This window comes from Aeromonas sp. 602200, assembly GCF_049173895.1.
Taxonomy (GTDB): Bacteria; Pseudomonadota; Gammaproteobacteria; order Enterobacterales; family Aeromonadaceae; genus Aeromonas; species Aeromonas veronii_A.
This window is the reverse complement of the sequence record NZ_JAAKSL010000005.1, coordinates 174001-195061: the sequence shown is the minus strand read 5'-3', so window position 1 is coordinate 195061 and position 21061 is coordinate 174001. Positions and strand designations below refer to the sequence as shown.

At 57.4% G+C, this 21061-nt stretch carries 17 protein-coding genes; 15 read left to right on the top strand and 2 right to left on the bottom strand.

Annotated elements, in window-relative coordinates:
• Positions 1–130: 130 nt before the first annotated feature.
• Positions 131–3826: a methionine synthase gene (gene metH / locus G5221_RS08940; RefSeq protein ID WP_421263134.1), complete on the bottom strand. Its 3696-nt coding sequence runs from the start codon at positions 3824–3826 to the stop codon at positions 131–133.
• 216 nt (positions 3827–4042) lie between these two features.
• Between metH and G5221_RS08935 the strand changes: the two genes are divergently transcribed.
• The 9 genes from G5221_RS08935 to G5221_RS08895 all read left to right on the top strand — a co-directional run bounded on the left by G5221_RS08935 (position 4043) and on the right by G5221_RS08895 (position 11156).
• Positions 4043–5320: a cation:proton antiporter gene (locus G5221_RS08935; protein WP_019446508.1), complete on the top strand. Its 1278-nt coding sequence runs from the start codon at positions 4043–4045 to the stop codon at positions 5318–5320.
• Positions 5321–5826: 506 nt separating this feature from the next.
• Entirely contained in the window at positions 5827–6003 is a 177-nt protein-coding gene (locus G5221_RS08930) for a hypothetical protein (RefSeq protein WP_118854342.1), read from the top strand.
• 154 nt (positions 6004–6157) lie between these two features.
• Positions 6158–7393, top strand: coding sequence for a tyrosine-type recombinase/integrase (locus G5221_RS08925; protein WP_421263122.1), 1236 nt, complete (start codon positions 6158–6160; stop codon positions 7391–7393).
• Between the two features lie 2 nt (positions 7394–7395).
• Positions 7396–8430 (top strand): hypothetical protein, encoded by a 1035-nt coding sequence (locus G5221_RS08920; protein WP_421205553.1) that lies wholly within the window; start codon positions 7396–7398, stop codon positions 8428–8430.
• Between the two features lie 113 nt (positions 8431–8543).
• Complete coding sequence (locus G5221_RS08915) at positions 8544–8729, top strand: helix-turn-helix transcriptional regulator (RefSeq protein WP_421205554.1); 186 nt, start codon at positions 8544–8546, stop codon at positions 8727–8729.
• Positions 8729–8953: a helix-turn-helix transcriptional regulator gene (locus G5221_RS08910; protein WP_421263121.1), complete on the top strand. Its 225-nt coding sequence runs from the start codon at positions 8729–8731 to the stop codon at positions 8951–8953. The genes G5221_RS08915 and G5221_RS08910 overlap by 1 nt, the downstream gene beginning before the upstream one ends.
• Before the next feature lie 171 nt (positions 8954–9124).
• The gene (locus G5221_RS08905; RefSeq protein WP_421263120.1) at positions 9125–9700 is read left to right on the top strand and encodes a YagK/YfjJ domain-containing protein; all 576 of its coding nucleotides are present in this window, start codon (positions 9125–9127) and stop codon (positions 9698–9700) included.
• A 3-nt stretch (positions 9701–9703) separates the two neighbouring features.
• Positions 9704–10207, top strand: coding sequence for a hypothetical protein (locus G5221_RS08900; protein ID WP_421208865.1), 504 nt, complete (start codon positions 9704–9706; stop codon positions 10205–10207).
• 601 nt (positions 10208–10808) lie between these two features.
• Positions 10809–11156 carry a 50S ribosome-binding protein YggL gene (locus G5221_RS08895; RefSeq protein WP_421254358.1) on the top strand — a complete coding sequence of 116 codons (348 nt, stop codon included), beginning with the start codon at positions 10809–10811 and terminating at the stop codon, positions 11154–11156.
• A 39-nt stretch (positions 11157–11195) separates the two neighbouring features.
• On the opposite strand, the gene G5221_RS08890 is transcribed toward G5221_RS08895, so the two are convergent.
• Positions 11196–11807: a fimbrial protein gene (locus G5221_RS08890; RefSeq protein ID WP_421205561.1), complete on the bottom strand. Its 612-nt coding sequence runs from the start codon at positions 11805–11807 to the stop codon at positions 11196–11198.
• Between the two features lie 326 nt (positions 11808–12133).
• Here G5221_RS08890 and G5221_RS08885 point away from each other — a divergent pair, with 326 nt between their 5' ends.
• The 6 genes from G5221_RS08885 to G5221_RS08860 all read left to right on the top strand — a co-directional run bounded on the left by G5221_RS08885 (position 12134) and on the right by G5221_RS08860 (position 20952).
• Positions 12134–13177 (top strand): OmpA family protein, encoded by a 1044-nt coding sequence (locus G5221_RS08885; protein ID WP_421205563.1) that lies wholly within the window; start codon positions 12134–12136, stop codon positions 13175–13177.
• Positions 13178–13741: 564 nt separating this feature from the next.
• A complete protein-coding gene (locus G5221_RS08880) occupies positions 13742–16300 on the top strand; it encodes a fimbria/pilus outer membrane usher protein (RefSeq protein WP_421263119.1) in 2559 nt (852 codons plus the stop codon).
• A 33-nt stretch (positions 16301–16333) separates the two neighbouring features.
• Entirely contained in the window at positions 16334–17077 is a 744-nt protein-coding gene (locus G5221_RS08875) for a fimbria/pilus periplasmic chaperone (protein WP_411610927.1), read from the top strand.
• Between the two features lie 11 nt (positions 17078–17088).
• On the top strand, positions 17089–17649 hold the full coding sequence (locus tag G5221_RS08870; RefSeq protein WP_421263118.1) for a fimbrial protein: 561 nt from the start codon (positions 17089–17091) through the stop codon (positions 17647–17649).
• Positions 17642–19552 carry a reverse transcriptase domain-containing protein gene (locus G5221_RS08865; protein WP_421263117.1) on the top strand — a complete coding sequence of 637 codons (1911 nt, stop codon included), beginning with the start codon at positions 17642–17644 and terminating at the stop codon, positions 19550–19552. Before G5221_RS08870 ends, G5221_RS08865 begins: the two co-directional genes overlap by 8 nt.
• Before the next feature lie 821 nt (positions 19553–20373).
• The gene (locus G5221_RS08860) at positions 20374–20952 is read left to right on the top strand and encodes a fimbrial protein (RefSeq protein ID WP_421263116.1); all 579 of its coding nucleotides are present in this window, start codon (positions 20374–20376) and stop codon (positions 20950–20952) included.
• The last annotated feature ends 109 nt before the right edge of the window (positions 20953–21061 follow it).

Genomic DNA, 21061 nt, shown 5'->3' with positions numbered 1-21061 from the left:
AAACCACACCAAACCGCACGCTACCACATCACTGTGACCAACAGGTTAAACGGCGGCTCTGCGCAGGTTGTTCAACCCGAGCAAGGATGCCGCCGTTTCTCGTTAAAGATCAACCGATGTCACGCGGGAGTCAGTTCAGGTTTGGCCCCAACCAGCGTTCGGCCTCGGCCAGCGTCATCCCCTTGCGAACGGCGTAATCTTCCACCTGATCTTGCTGGATCTGCGCCACCGCGAAGTATTTGCTCTCGGGATGGGAGAAGTACCAGCCCGACACCGCCGCCCCCGGCCACATGGCGTAGGATTCGGTGAGCTGCATGCCGATAGCCTGCTCCACCTCCAGCAGCTCCCAGATGCTCCCCTTCTCGGTGTGCTCCGGGCAGGCCGGATAACCGGGAGCCGGGCGGATGCCCTGATAGTTCTCGCGGATCAGCTCCTCGTTGCTGAGGGCCTCGTCCGGGGCATAACCCCAGTGCACCTTGCGCACCTGCTCGTGCAGGTACTCGGCAAAGGCCTCGGCCAGACGGTCGCACACCGCCTGAATAAGGATGGCGTTGTAGTCATCGTGCTGCGCCTTGTAGGCCCTGGCGATGGCCTCCTCACCGATACCGCCGGTCACCGCGAAGGCGCCGATCCAGTCGGGCTTGCCGCTCTCTTTCGGCGCCACATAGTCCGCCAGACAGTAGTTGGGGAAGCCCTGCTTCTCGCTCTGCTGGCGCAGGTGGTGCAGCACCTTGATGACCTCGGTGCGCGACTCGTCACTGTAAACTTCGATGCTGTCTCCTACCGCGTTGGCCGGGAACAGGCCGATCACCCCGGCGCAGCGCACGCTCAGATCCTTTTCCAGCTGGTCCAGCATGGCGTTGGCGTCGGCAAACAGTTTGGTTGCCTCCTCGCCAATGATCTCGTCCTCGAGGATGCGCGGATACTTGCCCGCCAGCTCCCAGCTGAGGAAGAACGGCGTCCAGTCGATGTAGGGGCGCAGCACCGAAATGGCCACATCTTCGAACTTCTGCACCCCGAGCTCGCGGGGCTTGGGCGGCTGGTAGCCAACCCAGTCCAGCTGGTGCCGGTTGGCGCGGGCATGAGCCAGACTGACCGGGCGGGAGCGTGGCTGCTTGCGGGCATGCTGATCCCGGGCAATCTCGTACTCCTTGTCGATGCGGGCGACAAACGCCTCCTTGAGATCCGGACTGAGCAGGCTCTGGGCCACCCCTACCGCGCGGGAGGCGTTGGAGACATAGACCACTGGCTCCGAGTAGTTCTGTTCGATCTTCACCGCAGTGTGGGCCTTGGAGGTGGTGGCTCCGCCGATCAGCAGCGGCAGCTTGAAGCCCTGACGCTCCATCTCTTTGGCCACGTGCACCATCTCGTCCAACGACGGGGTGATGAGACCCGACAACCCGATGATATCGGCGCCGACCTCCCGCGCAGTCTTGAGAATCGTCTCGCAGGAGACCATGACCCCGAGGTCGACAATCTCGAAGTTGTTGCACTGCAGCACCACCCCGACGATGTTCTTGCCGATGTCGTGCACGTCCCCCTTCACGGTCGCCAGCACGATTTTGCCGTTGCTGGAGCCGCCCGATTTTTCCGCCTCGATATAGGGCTGCAGGTAGGCCACCGCCCGCTTCATCACCCGCGCCGATTTCACCACCTGGGGCAGGAACATCTTGCCCGCGCCGAACAGGTCGCCGACCACGTTCATACCATCCATCAGCGGCCCTTCGATGACGTGCAGCGGCTTCTCCGCGCCAGCGCGTGCCTCTTCGGTATCCTCTTCGATAAAATCGGTGATCCCCTTGACCAGTGCGTGCTCCAGCCGCTTGCCCACCGGCCAGCTGCGCCACTCCTGATCCCGCGGATCCTCCGCCTGGGCACCGGCTCCGCGATACTTCTCGGCGATGGCCAGCAGCTCTTCGGTGGCATTGTCATTGAGGTTGAGCACCACCGCCTCGACCTTCTCTTTCAGCTCTGCCGGAATGTCTTCATAGATGGCGAGTTGGCCGGCGTTGACGATCCCCATGTCCATGCCGTTCTTGATGGCGTGGTAGAGAAAGACCGCGTGAATGGCTTCGCGCACCGGCTCGTTGCCACGAAACGAAAACGAGACGTTGGAGACGCCGCCGGAGATCATGGCGTGAGGCAGGTGTGTCTTGATGTCCTTCACCGCCTCGATAAAGTCCACCGCGTAGTTGTTGTGCTCGTCGATGCCGGTCGCCACCGCGAAGATGTTGGGGTCGAAGATGATGTCTTCCGGCGGGAAACCGACCTGATCCACCAGGATCCGGTAAGCGCGCTGGCAGATCTCGAACTTGCGGGCGCGGGTGTCGGCCTGCCCCGCTTCATCGAACGCCATCACGATGACGGCGGCGCCGTAGCGACGCAGCAATCTGGCCTGCTGGATGAACTTCTCCTCCCCCTCTTTCATGGAGATGGAGTTGACCACCGGCTTGCCCTGCACGCACTTGAGGCCCGCCTCCAGCACCTCCCACTTGGAGGAGTCGATCATCACCGGCACCCGGGCGATATCCGGCTCACCGGCGATGAGGTTCAGGAAGCGCACCATGGCCGCTTCGGCGTCCAGCATCCCCTCGTCCATGTTGATGTCGATGATCTGGGCGCCGTTCTCCACCTGCTGCTTGGCAACATCGAGCGCCTCGTCGTAGAGCCCTTCCTTGATCAGCCGCTTGAACTTGGCCGAACCGGTGACGTTGGTCCGCTCCCCTACGTTCACGAACATGGACTCGGGAGTGATGATAAGGGGCTCGAGGCCCGACAGCCGGCAGGCCACCGGCAGTTCGGGTAGCACGCGCGGCTTGATGCCCGCTACGGCGTCGGCCATGGCGCGAATATGGGTCGGGGTGGTGCCGCAGCAACCGCCGACCAGGTTGAGGAAGCCGCTTTGGGCCCACTCGCGGATATGCTCCGCCATCTCGACGGCATCGAGGTCGTACTCACCGAACGCATTGGGCAGACCGGCGTTGGGGTGGGCACTGACATGGGTCTCGCTGATGCGAGACAACTCCTCCACATACTGGCGCAGCTCGTCCGGCCCCAACGCACAGTTGAGGCCGAACGATACCGGTTTGACGTGGCGCAGCGAGTGATAAAAGGCTTCGGTGGTCTGGCCGGAGAGGGTACGACCGGAGGCATCGGTAATGGTACCGGAGATCATCACCGGCAGGCTGTAACCCAGCACCTCGAACACCCCTTCCACCGCGAAGGCGGCGGCCTTGGCGTTGAGGGTGTCGAAGATGGTCTCGATCAGGATGATGTCGGCGCCGCCCTCGATCAGGGCGTGGGTCGATTCGGTGTAGGCAGCCACCAGCTGGTCATAGGTGACGTTGCGCTTGCCGGGATCGTTCACATCCGGCGAGATGGAGGCAGTGCGGTTGGTGGGGCCCAACACCCCTGCCACGAAGCGCGGCTTGGCGGGATCTTTTGCCGTCCACTCGTCCGCCACGGTGCGGGCCAGACGGGCGGCTTCACGGTTGATCTCGGCGGAAAACTCTTCCATCTCGTAATCGGCCATGGCGATGCGAGTGGCGTTGAAGGTGTTGGTCTCGAGAATGTCGGCCCCGGCAGCGCAATACTGCTCGTGGATCTCGCGGATCACCGCCGGACGAGTCAGCACCAGCAGGTCGTTGTTGCCCTTGATGTCGGTATGCCAGTCGGCAAACCGCTCACCCCGATAATCCGCCTCCCCCAGCTTGTAGCCCTGGATCATGGTGCCCATGGCCCCGTCGATGATCAGGATCCGCTCCCTGAGGCAGGCTTCCAGCTTCTTTGTTACGTCCGACTGCTTGCTCGGCTCTCTGCTCGACATTACGTTCGACACCGCGTGTTCCTCTTACATCCATGCAACTGCGTAAACAGCATCCTAACAGCAAACAAATAAAATGGAAATCTAGCCGTCTATCAGTCCAAATACGCCACCATATACTCATTTATGGGTAATGAGTAACATAGGGCCCGAGAGTAACCTATGCCCGTCCTGCATAGGGATACGTGCTTGCTGTCTACCAACGAGAAAAAAATAACTATGAGCGTCTACTACACACTCTGTTTTCTGGCAGCGTTGGCGATTTTTATCGCCTTTGCCAACCAGTATGTTGTGAAGATCCAGACCACCATCGCCATTACTGCGGGCTCCATGCTGATCTCCGCACTGCTGGTGCTGTTTGGCAAACTGGGCTGGTTCAACCTGGAACCTCTTGCCGTCAAGACCATGGAGAGCATCGACTTCCAGAACTTCCTGCTGAAGGGGATTCTGGGCTTCCTGCTGTTCGCCGGTGGTCTTGGCATCAACCTCAAGGCGCTGCGTAGCCAGAAGTGGGAGATCACCATTCTGGCCATCATTGCCACCCTGCTCTCCACCTTCCTCATCGGCTACGGCTTCTGGTTTATCGCCAAGCTGCTGGGCTGGGAGTTGCCGCTGGTCTACTGCATGCTGTTCGGCGCGCTGATCTCCCCCACTGACCCGATTGCCGTACTGGCCATCGTCAAGAAGATGAAAGCGCCACCCCAGATCGCCATCCAGATCGAAGGGGAATCCCTGTTCAACGATGGTGTTGGCCTCGTCATCTTCGCTACCGTGTTTGCCGTCGCCTTTGGCGGTGTCGAACCCACCTTCGGTAGCGTGGCCGGTCTGTTCCTGCACGAAGCCCTCGGCGGCATCCTGTTCGGCGCCGTGCTGGGCCTCATCGCCCACGTGATGATCAGCGCCACCGATGACGGTTCATTGGAGCTGCTGCTGACCCTCTGCATCCCGACCGCCGGCTTCGCCTTTGCCAACATGATCGGCGTCTCCGGCGCACTGGCCATGGTGGTCACCGGCATCATGATCGGCAACTGGACCCGTCACTCCGGCTTCTCCGAGCAGAGCAGCCATCACCTGGATCACTTCTGGGAGTTGATGGACCAGTTCCTCAACGCCCTGCTGTTCCTGCTGATCGGTCTGGCGCTGGTACTGCTGGATCTCGCCTGGCGTGACTGGATCCTACTGGTCATTGCGGTGCCGCTCTGCCTGGGTGCCCGCTTTATCAGCGTGTCGCTGCCCTATGTGGCTTTCCGCCGATTCCGCAATTACAACACCTTCTCGGTACGGATCCTCACTTGGGGTGGCCTGCGCGGTGGTCTGGCCATGGCGATGGCGCTGGCACTCCCCTCCGGCGTCATGATGATCCCGGAACATGGCGTCGACCTGCGGGAGGTCATCCTGGTGATGACCTACTCGGTGGTGATGTTCTCCATCGTGGTGCAAGGCATGACCATCACCCCGATGATCACGGCTGCCAAGAAGGCCTGTGGCGACTACTGAGTCGGCCCACTGTGCTGATTGCAGAATGAGAGAGGGCTCCCGTCGGGAGCCCTCTTTTTATGGCGGATAGTTGCGAATATTTGCTGCTGATAGCACCTTGATTACACAGAGGAAAAGCGTACGGACTTCAACATCGGCAAATTATTGTTTGCTTTTTATTCATTTCGAGGAGAGAATGCGCGCCGGCTAGTTAATCAGCCCTGTTTATGTTTATCCTGCAATGCTTCACCTCACGATGAATCCTGCCAGTACCCGCATAACCTCCTTCTGATTTACTCGCCTTGAGAACCGTCAGGCTGTCTGCCTGCGTTGCCCGGCTCTCACGGTGCAGACCCGATCTGCCCACCCAATTTGATTTATGCATCAGCATATTCCTTGAAAGTGCAGACGCCCTTTAACCGGGCTGGGTATTCCTGCGCGCTTGTCGTTCACCCAATCGACCGCGCCCATTGACCTGACATTTGCCAATACAAGGAGCAAACACCTAATTTATATAGAGAAATACCATGATGAAAGCAGTACAAACACACAAGCCCCTGCGTCGCAGCAAGCCCATCAACCTGCCTGTGCAAGAGCACGACAATGATGCGTTTCTGATCCAGTTCAGCACCCGCTTCAGCGGCGGTTTCGCCATCTCCTGTGATGGTATCGCTGGCGAGTTCTCCATCGAAGAACTCAACTGACGTTTCGTTACGTCCAATTAAAACCCGCCTTGCCTACAAAAGCCCCATGATATATAAGGCCCACTGAGAATTCATGTCCCATCAGGTGATGGGAGGTGATACCAGTTAGGGATACATATGTGGGGTTTTTTATGGGGTTTTGTGGGGGGATAAAATGGCATTAGTGGTCACTGCACTCAGGAAAATGCTTGGCACCCCCCACGGCGGCAAGAAGCCCATCCGTAAAGTGGATCGCGGCGATGGACTGAATGCCTTCTGGCATCCAAGCGGGTCAGTCAGCTTTGTTTTCCGCTATCGCTTTAATGGGAAAAATCTGGAAGTGACCTTGGGGAAGTTCACCAACAACAGCGCAGGGATCGATATTGAAGAAGCCCGCAGGAAAACCGAGCAATGTAAAGGATGGCTAGCGGCCGGCCACAATCCAGCGTTGATGCTCAAACTGGCCAAAGAAGAACGACTGAAACCAGTCACGGTAGAAGATGCGATTTGTTATTGGCTGGATAACTACGCAGCTAAAAACAGAAAGAATGCCCCAAAGATCCGGCAACAATTCCAAAAATGGATCTTTCCCAAGATAGGCTATCTCCCACTCATCGATTGTGAGACCAGACACTGGCTGGTGGCTTTTGATGAATCCAACAAGCAGGTACCTGTTACCGCTGGCATGCTCTTCCAGATCTCCAAACAGGCGCTGAAGTATTGCCGTGTTCGATGCTATGCCGTCTCGAATGTACTCAATGACCTGACTATTGCAGATGTAGGTAAACGGGGTGGAAAAAGGGATCGCGTTCTGAGTCTTGCAGAAATCCACGCTCTGATGGAATGGATCCAAAGCCCCTCCTCCAACACCTACTATCGTGCACTATCTCTCTTGCTACTATCTTTCGGAGCAAGAACACGTGAAGTGCGGGAATCCCATATAACAGAGTGGGATCTAGCCGCAGGGATATGGACCGTTCCTATCGAACATTCAAAAACGGACCACAAAATTGTCCGCGCCATACCTGAGCGACTCAAACCGATGCTCGCCGAACTTATCGCAACCGCAAAAAAGAACAAAACGCCCTATCTTCTCGGCCAGCTCAAGAAAGTGAGCACGGTGGCGACCTACGGCCACAAGTTGTCAGTAAGACTTGGACATAGCCCTTTCTGGACCTTCCACGATTTACGACGCTCTCTTGCAACCCATCTCACAGCTGCTGGGATCGCCCCACATGTGATCGAAATCATTGCCGGCCATAGTCTAAAGGGAGTCATGAGTCATTATATTCACGACCACCGGCTATCAGAACAAAAAGCCACCCTCGAGTTATGGCAGTCAATAATCTGGAACTCTACCGCCAGCAGCAATATCATCCACTTAAATAAGGCTGCATGGCGACATCAATAACTATGAAGAGATGCAATTTACCGGACACCGACTACCTCAAGATTACCAAGGCAGCCAGCGAACTGGGTTGCAAGGTAGAAGACATAATCCATTGGGCAGCCAATCAGAAGACCACGCTCTATTTGATGCTAGAAGAGTCAGAATGTGCCGTCATCGTACGCAACCTGGACCCAGCACAGCCAAATGATGCCTTCGACAAGCAGATGGGAGCTCAGGACCGGTTGGTCAATGCGACGCTGAAGATCACTCAGGGTGAATTTGGGCTGGCACGACTCCACTTTAATGATGTGCGTCCAAGCAAACTGTTTGGTGGCGTCCCCATGTTCTACCGCTTCAGTTACGGCGGGGTTACCTATCCATTAACCTTGATGGCCAAGGCTTCCGGACTCTGGACTGTGGGCCACAGCTTTGCCAAGCAGTTGGAAACTCACGGGATGGTGGAGTTCCGCTCCTTCTTTGTGACACACGGTTATCTGCTCACCCTCAACAATCCCATTGATGGCTTTCAGGTCTCCATTGTGCCAGTTACCTCTGCCAAAAACCCCGAGGTGCCAGATTGCCGTGTATTTCCCGAGCACTTGTGGTTGACTCATGAGAGCGTGAAGCAACTATTCAGCAACACGGCCCGGCATTCATCTCGTTCGGGGATTACAGCCCTCAACAAACACCCCAGATATTCCCCCAAAAAACATGCAATGCTCATCTTCCTGACGGAATTGCTGGTGGAGCATGATGACGTGCTGGCAACCATCGCCGTTGATCGGGATACCTTCACATCCTCTCACTATCACCAACTGGTCATCGAGCTGCGTCACGCTCTACAGTGTCCTGATAAGGAGTTGGTCAAGCAGCTTATCAAACGGTGTGCGCACACCTCGGCAGGCTTTCTCTTTCTGGCTAACAGGCCGTTTGAAGAGTGGTCGAATACCGCGATTGCAGAAGCGATTCAAACGCTGATGTGCTCAAGGCCACGAGATCAAATACAGAGCCAGTTGGCCAATGTCGACAAAAACACCATCCGAGATTGGTTAAATTAACGACCATCACGGTGAGTTAACCTAACTCACCGTGATTTAGCCTTTACTCACCTCACATCTCAAAATAATTCCGAGAAGATGCACTCATCAAATCCAATGAGACGAGGTGAACCATGAATTCTCAAAAAATACTTTCCATTACAACAGTTTGTGACCTTGTCGGACGCAATCGCCGCACTCTGTGGGCATGGGTTCGTGACGGGGTTTTTCCCGAACCCATCAAGATCCATGGCAAAACAGTCGGCTGGCCAGAGTCGGTATACCAACAATGGCTCGCAGAATTGATGGAGAGCAAGTGATGGCCAAATCACCCTTCAGCTATCGTTCGTTGGCGGCGGCAGACAGCGGAACGCTGCAACCCATTCTCAAACACAAAGACCTGCAGCGAGTGCTGGGGTGCTCCAGAACGACGATCTACCGGTGGCTCGCTTTGGCCAAGCTCCCGGCACCGCTCAAACATAACAACGGACGGATCATGGGGTGGACAAGGCAGCAAATTGAAGCGCTGTTAACAGTGGATTGAAGAATAAATGGGGGCAGCAGCCTCCTTTATTTGGCACCGAATGTAACAAACTGGCACATCATCCCCGATTTTCTCCAAGGCCTAGTCTCTGCTTGCAAAGCACCCCGTCCACGATCGGCGGGGGGTTAACTGCACCCAGCCGCCATCACTGCTTCAGGATATTGATAATATATGCTCGGTATTCATCACGATTCTTCTTTGACTCTTCCCCTGAACTATGAGTATCAAGGCCATGCTTGGGCGGTCATGAACAACATACGTATCAGGCGGGACATCATGGATGGCATCTTCCGATTACTGGAAAGATTCTTTAGCAAGACCAGCAAGTTACTTGCCATCCGCCTGGAGCTTAAAATGCAACAGGGCACAGACAACAATCAACCCATCAGTCGTTTCTGCAGACAGTTCAAATCAACACTGATCCAGCACTACGGCCCCTGTTATCACGGTTACATCTGGGTCAGAGAGAAAGCCAAATCCGCAGCCCAACACTACCACTTGGCCCTGTTTTTGGACGGACAAAAGGTCAAGCACTCTGACAATGTCTACCGGTTAGCCAAAGCAGAATGGACATATGGCTACCTAGCCCTACCGATGAATCCCTTTTACTTCGTCCACCGTGATCGCCTGGATGAACATAGATTGCTTGTCTACCGCTTAAGCTATTTGGCCAAAACCAAAGACAAGGGAAAGCGGCCACCAGCGGTCAAGGACTACCAAATCAGTCGCAGTATCAGGAAGCAATGAACGATGAAAAGCCGAATTTATGCTCCGAGAATCCCAACCCGCATTAGGAAACCGAGCGAAATGGGGTTCTATGAACGCAAGGTGTTCTGGCGTAATCATCAGGAGAACTTTGCCAATCTGGTGCTGCTTCAAGGTATCAGCATCAAGTTCTACGCAGAGCTATACAAACTTGATTTGAGACTCGTCTATGTAAAGTTTCGGGATCTGGGCAGTGCGGAGCTAAGGCGACGCTTCTGGGAACGTCATCGTCAACAATACCAATCTGAGCAGGCTGAAAACGGCCTGTCGGTAGAGGCCTATATAAAAACGCATAAGCTGCATCATAAGACAGCAAGACTGGAACTGAAGCGACGGTCCATGAGTGAAAAGTGGGAGACCCACTGTAGACGCTACGCTCTGCAGTCGAAACATCGAGATATCACCATTGCCCAGTATGCGAGGGAAAACAATCTGAATCCCTCGACAGCACGGCGTTACATACGAAAAGCCATCACATCTAATAGATAAAAAGCACCATAGGTATTTGGTCCCCCCCTAGGATGCCCATCAATGGCAGGGATCGTTTACCAGAAACGCAAAGTCTAAATACACATGTAAAAAATTACCAAAAACAATAAACTTAAATAAAATCAGTAATATATTAATATTGAAAGTGATCATCGCAACTTACTGAACATGCAGACCAGAGGTAAAGTGATCCTCCGTCATCAGTGCGTAAACCTTAGACTTGCTGGTGGCTGGGTACTGACAGGGCTCGCTTGGCGTTTACAATCATCGCTGCAGCCATTGCAGGCAGCAACACAGACATCAGGTACACGGAGGCCTGTGCGCTGGTGACTGAGTCGATATATTTGGGAGAGTCAAGAGAGGCGCTTGACCTTTCTGTTGCTTGGCATGGTGGATCGAGCTGCACTAGTTTGTGAGCATGAGTCCTGCAATCCCTCTTAATTCCACGAACTATCAGACCTTATCCCTTCAACGGCCTAAATCCTGGGCATGGTGGCAAGACGCGACCTGGACCGAATGTGTGCTTCGACGGCCTATGCTGGCACCACCTCGGAGGTCTCACCCCAACTGATGGGCCACCAACACGATTCAGAGGTTCAACATGACATTTCAACCCTCAGAACTGAATAAAAAACGCTCCCGCCGCTTGCGCAAAAAACTGCATCTCGATGAATTTCAGGAGTTGGGTTTACACCTGACCTTTACCATAGATCGAGCGCAAGTCGACTTCGAAGAGGCACTGGATCGATGGCTGGACTATATCGAACTACAAGGTTGGAGCTTTGGCGGGGGTGGAGCCGACGCTGAGCTCAGCGGTTACCTGTGCCAAGCAGCTAACGACTCATTGACCTCTCAAGATCGGGAAGCAATTGCCAACTGGTTGACCGTACAGCCATGGGTGACTGGCCATCGGCTAGCACCACTGAGCGATGCCTGGTATGGCCCCTGAGCGGGCTGCCCAATTGGGCAGCCCGCTCAGGATCATGACTTACTGATAGCTCATGACAAAGTCTGCCGCGGCATCGAACTCACCCGGCACGGGTGGGTTGCTACCATCTGCAGCCACCGTGCTCACGACCTTGGCGCCAAATTTGAGGTGGTTATCACCATTGACCAGACTGGACACCTTGGTTGGCGTACCCAACACAATCTCTTCCCCTGACTGCTTGTTGACCAGAGCAATCGCACCACCAGACCCCCCACCGTTCAATGCCAGCGCATGCTTGGTATCGTCGGATGGAATCCCGGAGAAGGTCACTGTCGCACTGGCTGCGGTGGCAAAATCACAGGCTTCCAGGTGGATTTCGAACGGCCGCAGCGGAGTTGAACCCTGCTTTTTCAGCAGCGAGTTGGCGATCTCCCCCATCTGTACTGTCTGATCCACACTCTCGGGCGCAATTGAGCAGGGGGCATCGATAATGGCACCCACAAACTTGATGGTGCCATGACCCTGATCCTGAGGAGAAGACGCAGCTGGACTGGATGGACCCAAATCACTCCAACCGCCATCATCGTCTGCACAGGCAAGTGCAGCATACCCTCCAGATACCATTGCCACAGTCAAGGCAGTGACCAAACGCAAGCCTGATATTTTTTTCATACAATCAACCTCTATTTGTCCAATGATCGAGCGTTGATCATATAAAGAATGAAAGACACTCTCCAATTATGAAAAATTACCTTTAAACTCAGCCATTAACCATGATTTATCGAACCGGAACGGCCATCACCCTGTCGTTATTTAGAAATAACAAATATTAATTTTAAATAATTTGACTCCTCCACCTCACAGGCTACTGTTTCACCCCGCGATTATCAAATCTGCACCGTTCTGATTCAATGTGAATTATGAGCGATGCGTTGATCGTCGGCATTTGCTTGCAACAAAGCAATAAAACGAGAAATTAAAATATGAGGATGTCATCTATGTTATTTGGACAAAAGAAGCTTGCCCTTGTCGTGAGCTGTCTGATGCTGGGTCTTGGTACCGGTTCTGCCAACGCCACCGAAAACGGTGACTCGGCTGATCTCTATTTTGGTGCCGGTGCCGGCTTCACCCACTTTCAGGGTCTGAACAAGATTGGCGGTGTCGAAAACGGCACCGAAGATGCCGCCGCTACCAACGCCTTTGCGGGTTACAACCTTAACGACTATCTGGGGGCCGAACTGGGCTACATCTACGCCGGGCGTGGCAACACCGATGGCAACCGCTTTGAAAATCAGGGGGGAACCCTCTCCCTGATCGGCCGTGTTCCCCTGGCTGGCGACCTTAGTCTGTTCGGTGAGGCAGGTGGTTACTGGGCCCACACCGACGGACTGGGCACCAAGGATACCAAGGTCTCCTCCCTGTTTGGCGCCGGCCTGACCTATCAACTGACCGATGCGCTGGATCTGCAGGCCCGCTGGCGTTACATCGCTGATGTGGCAGACCTGCACAGCAGTGACTACCACACCAGCACCAAACCCAACCAGAACATGACCACGCTGGAGCTGGTCTACCACCCCTTCCGCTCCAGCTATGTCGAGCCGGTCGCGGTAGAGCGCCCCATTCCGGCGCCGGAACCCGTCATGGTCGACAAGACCTTCGAACTGAGCTCTGACGTGCTGTTTGCCTTTGGCAAGGCAGACCTGAAGGAAGAGGGCTTGCAGACCCTGGACAAGCTATACCAGGACCTGGCCAACGCCCGCCCCAAAGAAGGTGAAGCCATCGTGATCGGCTATACCGACCGCATCGGCTCGGCCAAGGTGAACCAGCGCCTCTCCGAGGCCCGCGCCCGGGCAGTGGCTGATTTCCTGGTCTCCCAGGGGCTGCCGGCCAGCAAAATCCGGGTTGAGGGACGTGGTGCAGATGACTCGCTCACCGGCACTCAGTGCGATGGCATCAAATCCAAAGCAAAACGCATTCAATGCCTGGCACCGGACCGTCGGGTAGAAGTACGACTGACCGGGATCAAGTCAGTACAAGCGTGATGATATCAAGGAAGCTATATCGGGCAGGGATGCCCACCTATTTCCAATATCAGCCCTGCTATATCTCCCCATGATATTTCAGTGTCGCTTATCGTTAATCACTCATGGTCTATCAGCGCGATCTGCTCACTCCCAATAATCCCTCCGCCCTTTTTCCGGCGATATCAACCCGGGCTCCCCACCCATTATCTGCGTCACGCTTTGCCTGACTGTTCTAAAAACCACCAGCAATGGCCTGCCAGACCCGATTTCAGGCGACCCAAGACCTGATGAAAGTAAAGCTCAACACATTGATTATTAACGGATAAAGCCGGAATTATCTGTAACTGGTCAAAGAGGGTTCCAGCTCGATACCATGTGCTGGCCAATCGGGGGAATCATTGTGCCGGGCGATATTTGCGGCCAGGAAACCAGGTGGTGCCAGTTTCTCATTTCATCCCTCTGAATATAAAAAATCTCGCCTGACCCGGCGTCAGCGCAGTTTTTTTAGACAGGTTGTCGATCATCACAACCATGTGGCAGGCAGTTCAGCCCAGGCCCCTTACAGACAGTGACGATATTGATATGAAACAACGCATTGCAATATTGATAATCAACTTGCTTGGTGCCTTTGCCATTCAGGCCGCCCCTGCCGGCGGCATCGATTTCAATACCGATTTGCTGGATGTAGCCGATCGCGAAAATATCGACTTCGAACAATTCACTCACGTCGGCTATATCGTTCCCGGCAAATATAGCATGCAGGTAAATATCAACGATCGTTCACTGGGCGAGCGCGAAATCACGGTGAAAAGTGATGCGGATGGCGCGTCCATAAGTTGTATTCCGAAAACACTGCTGGAAGAGTTCGGCCTCAAGGAGAGCGCCCTGCAAAAAGTATTGCAGGCAAATACCGACATGCAGTGCATCAATCTCGATGTGCTGGAAGGGAGCACGCTGCGTCCGGATATCAGCAGTTACACCCTCACCATCTCAATTCCGCAAACCAACCTGGAATATATAGACGACAACTGGGAACCCATCAGCCGCTGGGATAACGGCATCAACGGTTTTATGCTCGATTACGGCATCAACCTGCAACATGCGACCAGCTCCGAGCAGTGGGAGAATAATACCAACGCCAGTGCCTACGGCGTGCTGGGGGCCAACTATGGTGCCTGGCGCGTGCGGGCCGACTGGCAGGCGCAATATCAGAGCAATCGTGGCTGGCATACCCAGAAACCGCCTCAGGATGAGGACCAGCAGGATCAGGATGAACCTCAGGATCCCACCCATCCGAAACAGGTGAAAGAGACCCACCAGCATCACTCTGCCGACGTGACCCGGGTCTACGCCTATCGCCCGCTCCCCTCCCGCGAGGAGAAGCTGATGGTGGGAGAGCTGGATCTTGGCAACTCCATCTTCGACTCGTTCCGCTTCACCGGGCTCACGCTAGCCTCGGATGACAACATGCTCCCCCCCAACCTGCGTGGCTATGCCCCCGAAGTGGTCGGTATCGCCAAAACCAACGCCAAGGTGGTCATCAGCCAGGGGGGACGCGTTCTCTACGAGACCCAGGTCGCTGCCGGCCCCTTCCGAATCCAGGATCTCAACTCGGCCACCAGCGGCGAGCTGGACGTGCGGGTAGAGGAACAGGATGGCTCCTTGCAAACCTTCAAGGTCAATACCGCCGCCATCCCCTATCTGTCGCGCCCGGGCTCGGTACGCTACAAGTTTGCCAGCGGCAAGCCCTCCAACCTCGACCACAGCCTGGAAGGGCCGCTGTTTGTCAGCGGTGAAGCCTCCTGGGGGGTCAACAATGGCTGGTCCCTCTTCGGCGGCGCCCTGGTGAGCGACGGCTATGCCGCGCTAACTGTGGGTACGGGCCGGGACCTGCTGCAATTTGGTGCCATCTCGTTCGACATGACGGAGTCGCGGGCCGAATTGCCCGAGAAGGGCATCAAGCACGGTGGCTCCTATCGGGTCAACTACTCCAAGAGCTTCGACAAATACGACAGCCAGGTGGCGTTTGCCGGTTACCGCTTCTCGGAGCGCGACTTCATGACCATGAGCGACTACCTGAGCGCCAAAGACGAGAGCCAGGCCTACTACCAGGGGGGCTCGAAAGAGATGTACTCGGTCATTCTGAGCAAGCAGTTTCGCAACCAGAATATCGGCGCCTACTTCGACTACACCCACCAGTCCTACTGGCTGAAGCCGGACAGTGAACGCATCAGCCTGGCCCTCTCCCACCAGTTCGATGTGAAGGATTGGCGCGGCCTGGGGCTGACGGTGAACGCCTACCGCCAAACCCAGTGGGAAAACGCCGATACCGGTATGTACCTCTCCCTCTCGGTGCCGCTCGGCGGGGGCAGTCACCTCGGTTACAGCCTCTCGTCGCAAAACGACACCCTGACTCACAGCGCCAACTACTACAACACCCTGGACGAGCGCAACAACTACTCCCTCTCGGCCAGCACCTCGCCTCATGGGGAGAGCCTGAGCGGCTTCTACTCCCATACCGCCGACAAGGCGCAGCTGTCGGTCAATGCCAGCGAGCAGAACGGCGGCAAAAACCTGAGTGCGGGCCTCTCCGTGCAGGGGGGCATCACCGCCACCGCGCAGGGCACCGCCCTGCACCGGGTCGGCATGATGGGGGGCAGTCGCCTGCTGGTGGATGCCGATGGCGCCGAAGGGGTGCCGATCCATGCCGGCGGCCCCGTCACCACCACGGATCGCCACGGCAAGGCGGTGGTGGCCGATCTCACCAGCTACTACCGGCAGCGCACCAGCATAGATGTGGATCGGCTCGGCGACGAGGTCGAACCCATCGGCTCCCCCGTGGCCAGCCGCACCCTCACCGAAGGGGCCATCGGCTACCAGCACTTCGATGTGCTGGCGGGGGGCAAGCGGCTGCTCGCCTTCCGGCTCCAGAGCGGCAAGACGCCCCCCTTCGCCGCGGTGGTGGAGAACCGACAGCAGTTGCGACTGGGGATGCTGAGCGACGACGGCATGGCCTATCTGGCGGGGCTGCACGCCGGCGAGCCGATCTTCATCCGCTGGGGCGACCATGCCCACTGCCAGGCAGTGCTGCCAAACCCGCTGCCGGCAGAGGACGAGCTGCCCACCCTGAGCTGTCACTGAGACCCGTTTTACTGACCAACACGAGATCCGACGATGAAACTGATGCAACACGCCCTGCTGGCCTTCGCCCTGGTGGCCGCCCTGCCCACTCAGGCCGCCGTGGCCCTGGATCGCACCCGGGTGATCTACACCGGGGATAGCAAGTCCCAGAGCCTCAACATCCGCAACCACAACAAGGAGCTGCCCTATCTGGCCCAGGCCTGGATGGAAGATGCCATGGGCCGCAAGATTTCAAGCCCCTTCGTGGTGCTGCCCCCGGTGCAGCGGCTGGAGCCGGGCGCCGACAGCATGCTGAAAGTGCAGGCCACCCAGGCGAGCCACCTGCTGCCCCAGGATCGGGAGAGCCTGTTCTACTTCAACCTGCGGGAGATCCCGCCGCGCAGCGACAAACCCAACTCCCTGCAACTGGCGCTGCAGACCCGCATCAAGTTCTTCTACCGGCCGCAGTCGCTGGTGGTGGAGCCGGAGGCCCATGTCGCCCCCTGGCAGCAGCAGCTCAAGCTGACCCCGACCCAGGGGCACTACCGGGTAGAGAACCCCACCCCCTACTTCATCACCCTGGTCGATGCCGCCAGCAAGGCCGATGACGAAGGGCAGGCCGACTTCACCCCCCTGATGCTGGCCCCGTTCGGCCAGGGTGAGCTCAATCTCGGGGTCGCCCGGCTCGGCAACACGCCGACCCTCACCTATGTCGATGACTTCGGCGGGCGCCGCCCGCTCCACTTTCGCTGCACCGATCAGCACTGCAGCCTGACCAGCGCCGACAAAGCGGCCTGAAGGAGGTAACGATGAACCCCATGATCCACAAGGCCCGCGGCCTGCCGGCCCTGCTCTGCCTCGCCTGGCTGGGGCTGCTGCCGGCCCGCACCTGGGCTGACGGCTACGACTCGGTGCAGTTGACCATCACCGGCACCCTGGTCTCGGTGCCCTGCACCATCCCCCCGGCGGATGCGAACATCAGCCTGGATCTGGGTACCGTGGTCAACAAGGATCTGCTGCGGGACAAACGCTCCAAACCCAAGGGGTTTGTGCTGCACCTGGAAGAGTGCGATCCCTCGGTGGCCAAGGGGGTCAAGGTCACCTTCAGCGGCACCGCCTCCAGCGAGGACAAGAACCTGCTGAGCCTGGCCAAGGGCAGCGCCGCCGCCGGCATCGCCCTCGGCATAGTCCAGGGCAAGGATAGCCCCAAGGATCTGCCGCTGGGTCAGGCCAGCAGCAAGCAGACCCTGCAAACCGGCAAGAACCAGCTCGATTTCGGGGTCTACGTCGCGCTGCTGAAATCGGGGGAGAAAAAGCTCACCCCCGGCACCTTCAGCGCCCAGTCGACCCTCAAGCTGACCTATGAATAGCCGCTATCCCGAACTCGCACCGGCGCAGGCCTGGCAACTGGCCTATCAGTGGCTCTGCCAGCGGCGGCGCCACTACCCGGCCAACGCCGATATCTGGCACCTGCGCTTTCACTGGCCAGCGCGCTCGGCCACCCTGTTTGCCCGGGTGATGGCGGGACACTATCGGCTCAGCCCCATGCAGCTGCTGGGGGGCCACGCCATCTGGTCGGCAGAAGATGCGCTGGTGCTGAAATGGGTGGCGCTGCGGGTCGCCCCGCGGCTCCCCTGGCACCCGGCCTGCGAACATGGTCGCGGCATGGGGGTAGTGGCCTCCCGTCGCCGGCTGCACGACTTTTTGCAAGGGGCCGGGGGCAGCCACCCCTATGTGCTGCGCACCGATATTCGCGGCTACTACCAGCATATCGACCGGGCTCGGGTGCTCAGCCGGCTGGTGGCGCCGCTGCCTTGCCCCGTCTGCCGCGAGCTGATGCGCCAATACCTCTATTACAGCGTCGAGTGCGGCGGCGAGTTTCATACCCCCGGCGGGGGGATCAGCCGCGGCTGCGCGCTGAGCCCGCTGATCGGCGCCAGCCTGCTGTGGCATATCGATGCCGACTTTGCCGCCAGGGGGGAGCTCTATTACGCCCGCTATATGGACGACTTTATCGTGCTGGCCCGCACCCGCTGGCGCCTGCGCGATGCCGTGCGCCGTCTCAATGGCTATCTGGCCGCCGACGGCTTTAGCCAGCACCCCGCCAAGACCTGGATTGGCCGCCTGGATCGCGGCATCGACTGGCTGGGGGGCTGGTATACCACAGCGGGACGGGTCGGCATCGCCCCCAATGCCCTGCAACGCTATCGAACCAAGTCCCTGCGGCTTTATGAGCAGACCCTGCGTGCCGGCAACTCGGAAACTGAGTGCCAACGCAGGGTGCGGGGGTATTTTATGCCGTGGCGACGACCTGGTTCATTCGCCGACCACGTACCGAAACCAGCCCTACAAACGGCCCAAGGCAAAACCGACATGACCCACAAACCTAGGATCACGAAGAAGACGAAAGCATGGGGAGCGATAGCAGCAGCGGCCGCTTTCTCGTGCAGCACAGCTGCCCTCGCGGGCACCGTAATCGCTCCTGTAGCGTATATGTCAAGCCAATCCGGCCAAACCTCCTGCTCGTGGACTGGGATCGTGACCGCGCAGGCAGAGGAATTCGACAGCAGTGTGCTCATCCCGCTGGAAAACTACTCGTATTGGGCCCACGGTGCGAAAATGATGGGGACACAGGGAACCCCCCCTACCCCTGCCATGTGGTTGGCGACGGGTAATGACGCGGGGGGGGTACCCCCTGTCAAACTAACTGGATCGGGGGCCGACCGGCTCGCGCAGGTTAACAAGGCCGTGTTCGGCACACCTACTCCCAAGTTAGGTACAAAGACCGTATATCACGTTAACAAATTCATAGGGCTGTGCCCCACGTATCCAGACTTCGAGTGCTCTGATTTCATCCTAACTGATGACACAACACGGCGGGTGGTTCCAGGGGACTACGAACCGAACGTTTTTCCGCCCAACCACAGGTGCCGGAGGGTAGATCTCGGCGGGCCAACATGCGTCTTCACCGCTCCGAACCTGAACATCGATTTCGGTACGTTCGGGCCCGGTCCAACATCCGCTGGCGTCAACCTACCAATAAAGTGTTCCGGGTCCGCGGATTTCAATATCCGCCTCGCCACGGGTGGGTCGTCCGTGAGCAACAAGCAGGTGCGCATTGACCTGACCGTAGACGGGGGCACAATGCCGAAGGTCTATCACCCCAAGCAGGCCGGCACGGCGAACCTAGCCATAAAGGCGGTTGCGTCGCCCAACGAAGGTGCGACAGGCCAGTTCTCTATGGCAGCCACGATCCTGGTTGATGCCATGTGAACCGGCAGAATGGATTACGCGTTACTGGGGGCTCGGGGGGCGAGGGGCAAAATCTCGTCAATACAGGAAATTGGCACGCAGGCAGGAACATCGGCGACCCCCGCCCCTGACCTGAAGGCGGAGCTGATGTGTACAAGACTCTCCCATACGACAAACCTGATGGAAAACAATCCTGAACACGGCCGCCTGCCAAGATCTCATTTGGATATGCATCGGATCCCCATCCGGACGATGACCGGAGAAGAGTAGGTTCAGCAACAAGGTTAGAAGTGGCCGCTGCTAAGTTAGGATGTCAGTGGGGAGGTTACCACGGTCCCTACCGCCTGCCAGGTGGGCCACCAAACCCTCGGAAATACCAGCAACGGCGATGGGCGACTATCGTCTGCCTAACCCGCCGACCAGGTAACCGAAAAACCTTTTCGTCGTCCGGTGCAGAAACGCCCGAACAAGAGAAAAAGACCATGCAAGCGCCCCCCACCTGCAGTCGTCAGCTAAAAGCGAGCGAGACATGTGCCGTGGATAAGACTGTCGCCCAGCGGAACGGGATCTGGAACCTCCCGGTGTGTCTTCCAACCCGCTGTCCTGGCGGCGAACAGACGTAAGGCCCCCCTGCATACCAAAATAAGACTCTAAAACATTGATATAAAAGTGATTTAAAAGAAATTTTTCATAACTGGGAGCATGCGGCTACAGGGGGTAGCATGCCTTGGTCGACAGCACCGAGTGAGTCGGTTTGAACCAACAAAGGGCTCCCTTTCTCCTGACTGACCGGCCTGCTGTCGTTATGCATACTCTCAATGAAACGAAACAAGGTAAGCGATATGAAACCCATAAATTCCGCCCGCTGGGGCCTGTCGGCCCTCGCCCTCTCCCTCGCCCTGAGCACAGGTGCCGCCTTTGCCGAAGAAACCCCACCAACCACCGACACGCCGCCCGTGGATCAGGGGCACGGCACCGTCAGGTTTATCGGCGCCATTATCGACGCCCCCTGCTCCATCGCCCCGGAGAGCGTGGACCAGACCGTCCAGATGGGGGAGATCGCCAACGTGCTGCTGAACAAGCAGGGCGCCACGCCGCTGCGCCCGTTCGAGATCCACCTGGAAGACTGTGACTTCGCCACCGCCAGCGACGCCACCGTCACCTTCAACGGCATCCCGGCCGACACCGCCAAAAAGAGCCTAGCCCTTAACGGCGGCGGCTCCGGTGGCGCCATCTCCCTGGTCAACAAGCAAAGCGGGGAAGAGATCGTGCTCGGCACCCCGACCAAGGTGGCCAGCCTGGTCAATGGCGACAACCACCTGAAGTTTGGCGCCAAGGTGATCAGTACCGTGGCTCAAGGTGGCAAGGCGGTGCCGGGTGAGTTCGATGCCTCCGCCGACTTTATCATGACCTACCAGTAATCCTTCGCAGATAACCTGACTCCGCAACCAAGGCAAACGGAATTGCCTTGCCATTGGGCCTTATTCACCGGGCTCTGACCCGGAACGCCCTCCAACTCCACCCGAAGGC

Excerpts from the sequence above, each read along its gene's own strand:
- G5221_RS08910 (WP_421263121.1), top strand. The coding sequence starts at position 8,729 with ATGGCCAAATCACCCTTCAGCTATCGTTCGTTGGCGGCGGCAGACAGC.
- G5221_RS08920 (WP_421205553.1), top strand. The coding sequence starts at position 7,396 with ATGAAGAGATGCAATTTACCGGACACCGACTACCTCAAGATTACCAAG.
- G5221_RS08930 (WP_118854342.1), top strand. The coding sequence starts at position 5,827 with ATGATGAAAGCAGTACAAACACACAAGCCCCTGCGTCGCAGCAAGCCC.
- G5221_RS08875 (WP_411610927.1), top strand. The coding sequence starts at position 16,334 with ATGAAACTGATGCAACACGCCCTGCTGGCCTTCGCCCTGGTGGCCGCC.
- G5221_RS08925 (WP_421263122.1), top strand. The coding sequence starts at position 6,158 with ATGGCATTAGTGGTCACTGCACTCAGGAAAATGCTTGGCACCCCCCAC.
- G5221_RS08885 (WP_421205563.1), top strand. The coding sequence starts at position 12,134 with ATGTTATTTGGACAAAAGAAGCTTGCCCTTGTCGTGAGCTGTCTGATG.
- G5221_RS08935 (WP_019446508.1), top strand. The coding sequence starts at position 4,043 with ATGAGCGTCTACTACACACTCTGTTTTCTGGCAGCGTTGGCGATTTTT.
- G5221_RS08880 (WP_421263119.1), top strand. The coding sequence starts at position 13,742 with ATGAAACAACGCATTGCAATATTGATAATCAACTTGCTTGGTGCCTTT.
- G5221_RS08860 (WP_421263116.1), top strand. The coding sequence starts at position 20,374 with ATGAAACCCATAAATTCCGCCCGCTGGGGCCTGTCGGCCCTCGCCCTC.
- metH (WP_421263134.1), bottom strand. The coding sequence starts at position 3,826 with ATGTCGAGCAGAGAGCCGAGCAAGCAGTCGGACGTAACAAAGAAGCTG.
- G5221_RS08870 (WP_421263118.1), top strand. The coding sequence starts at position 17,089 with ATGAACCCCATGATCCACAAGGCCCGCGGCCTGCCGGCCCTGCTCTGC.
- G5221_RS08905 (WP_421263120.1), top strand. The coding sequence starts at position 9,125 with ATGCTCGGTATTCATCACGATTCTTCTTTGACTCTTCCCCTGAACTAT.
- G5221_RS08865 (WP_421263117.1), top strand. The coding sequence starts at position 17,642 with ATGAATAGCCGCTATCCCGAACTCGCACCGGCGCAGGCCTGGCAACTG.
- G5221_RS08895 (WP_421254358.1), top strand. The coding sequence starts at position 10,809 with ATGACATTTCAACCCTCAGAACTGAATAAAAAACGCTCCCGCCGCTTG.
- G5221_RS08900 (WP_421208865.1), top strand. The coding sequence starts at position 9,704 with ATGAAAAGCCGAATTTATGCTCCGAGAATCCCAACCCGCATTAGGAAA.
- G5221_RS08915 (WP_421205554.1), top strand. The coding sequence starts at position 8,544 with ATGAATTCTCAAAAAATACTTTCCATTACAACAGTTTGTGACCTTGTC.
- G5221_RS08890 (WP_421205561.1), bottom strand. The coding sequence starts at position 11,807 with ATGAAAAAAATATCAGGCTTGCGTTTGGTCACTGCCTTGACTGTGGCA.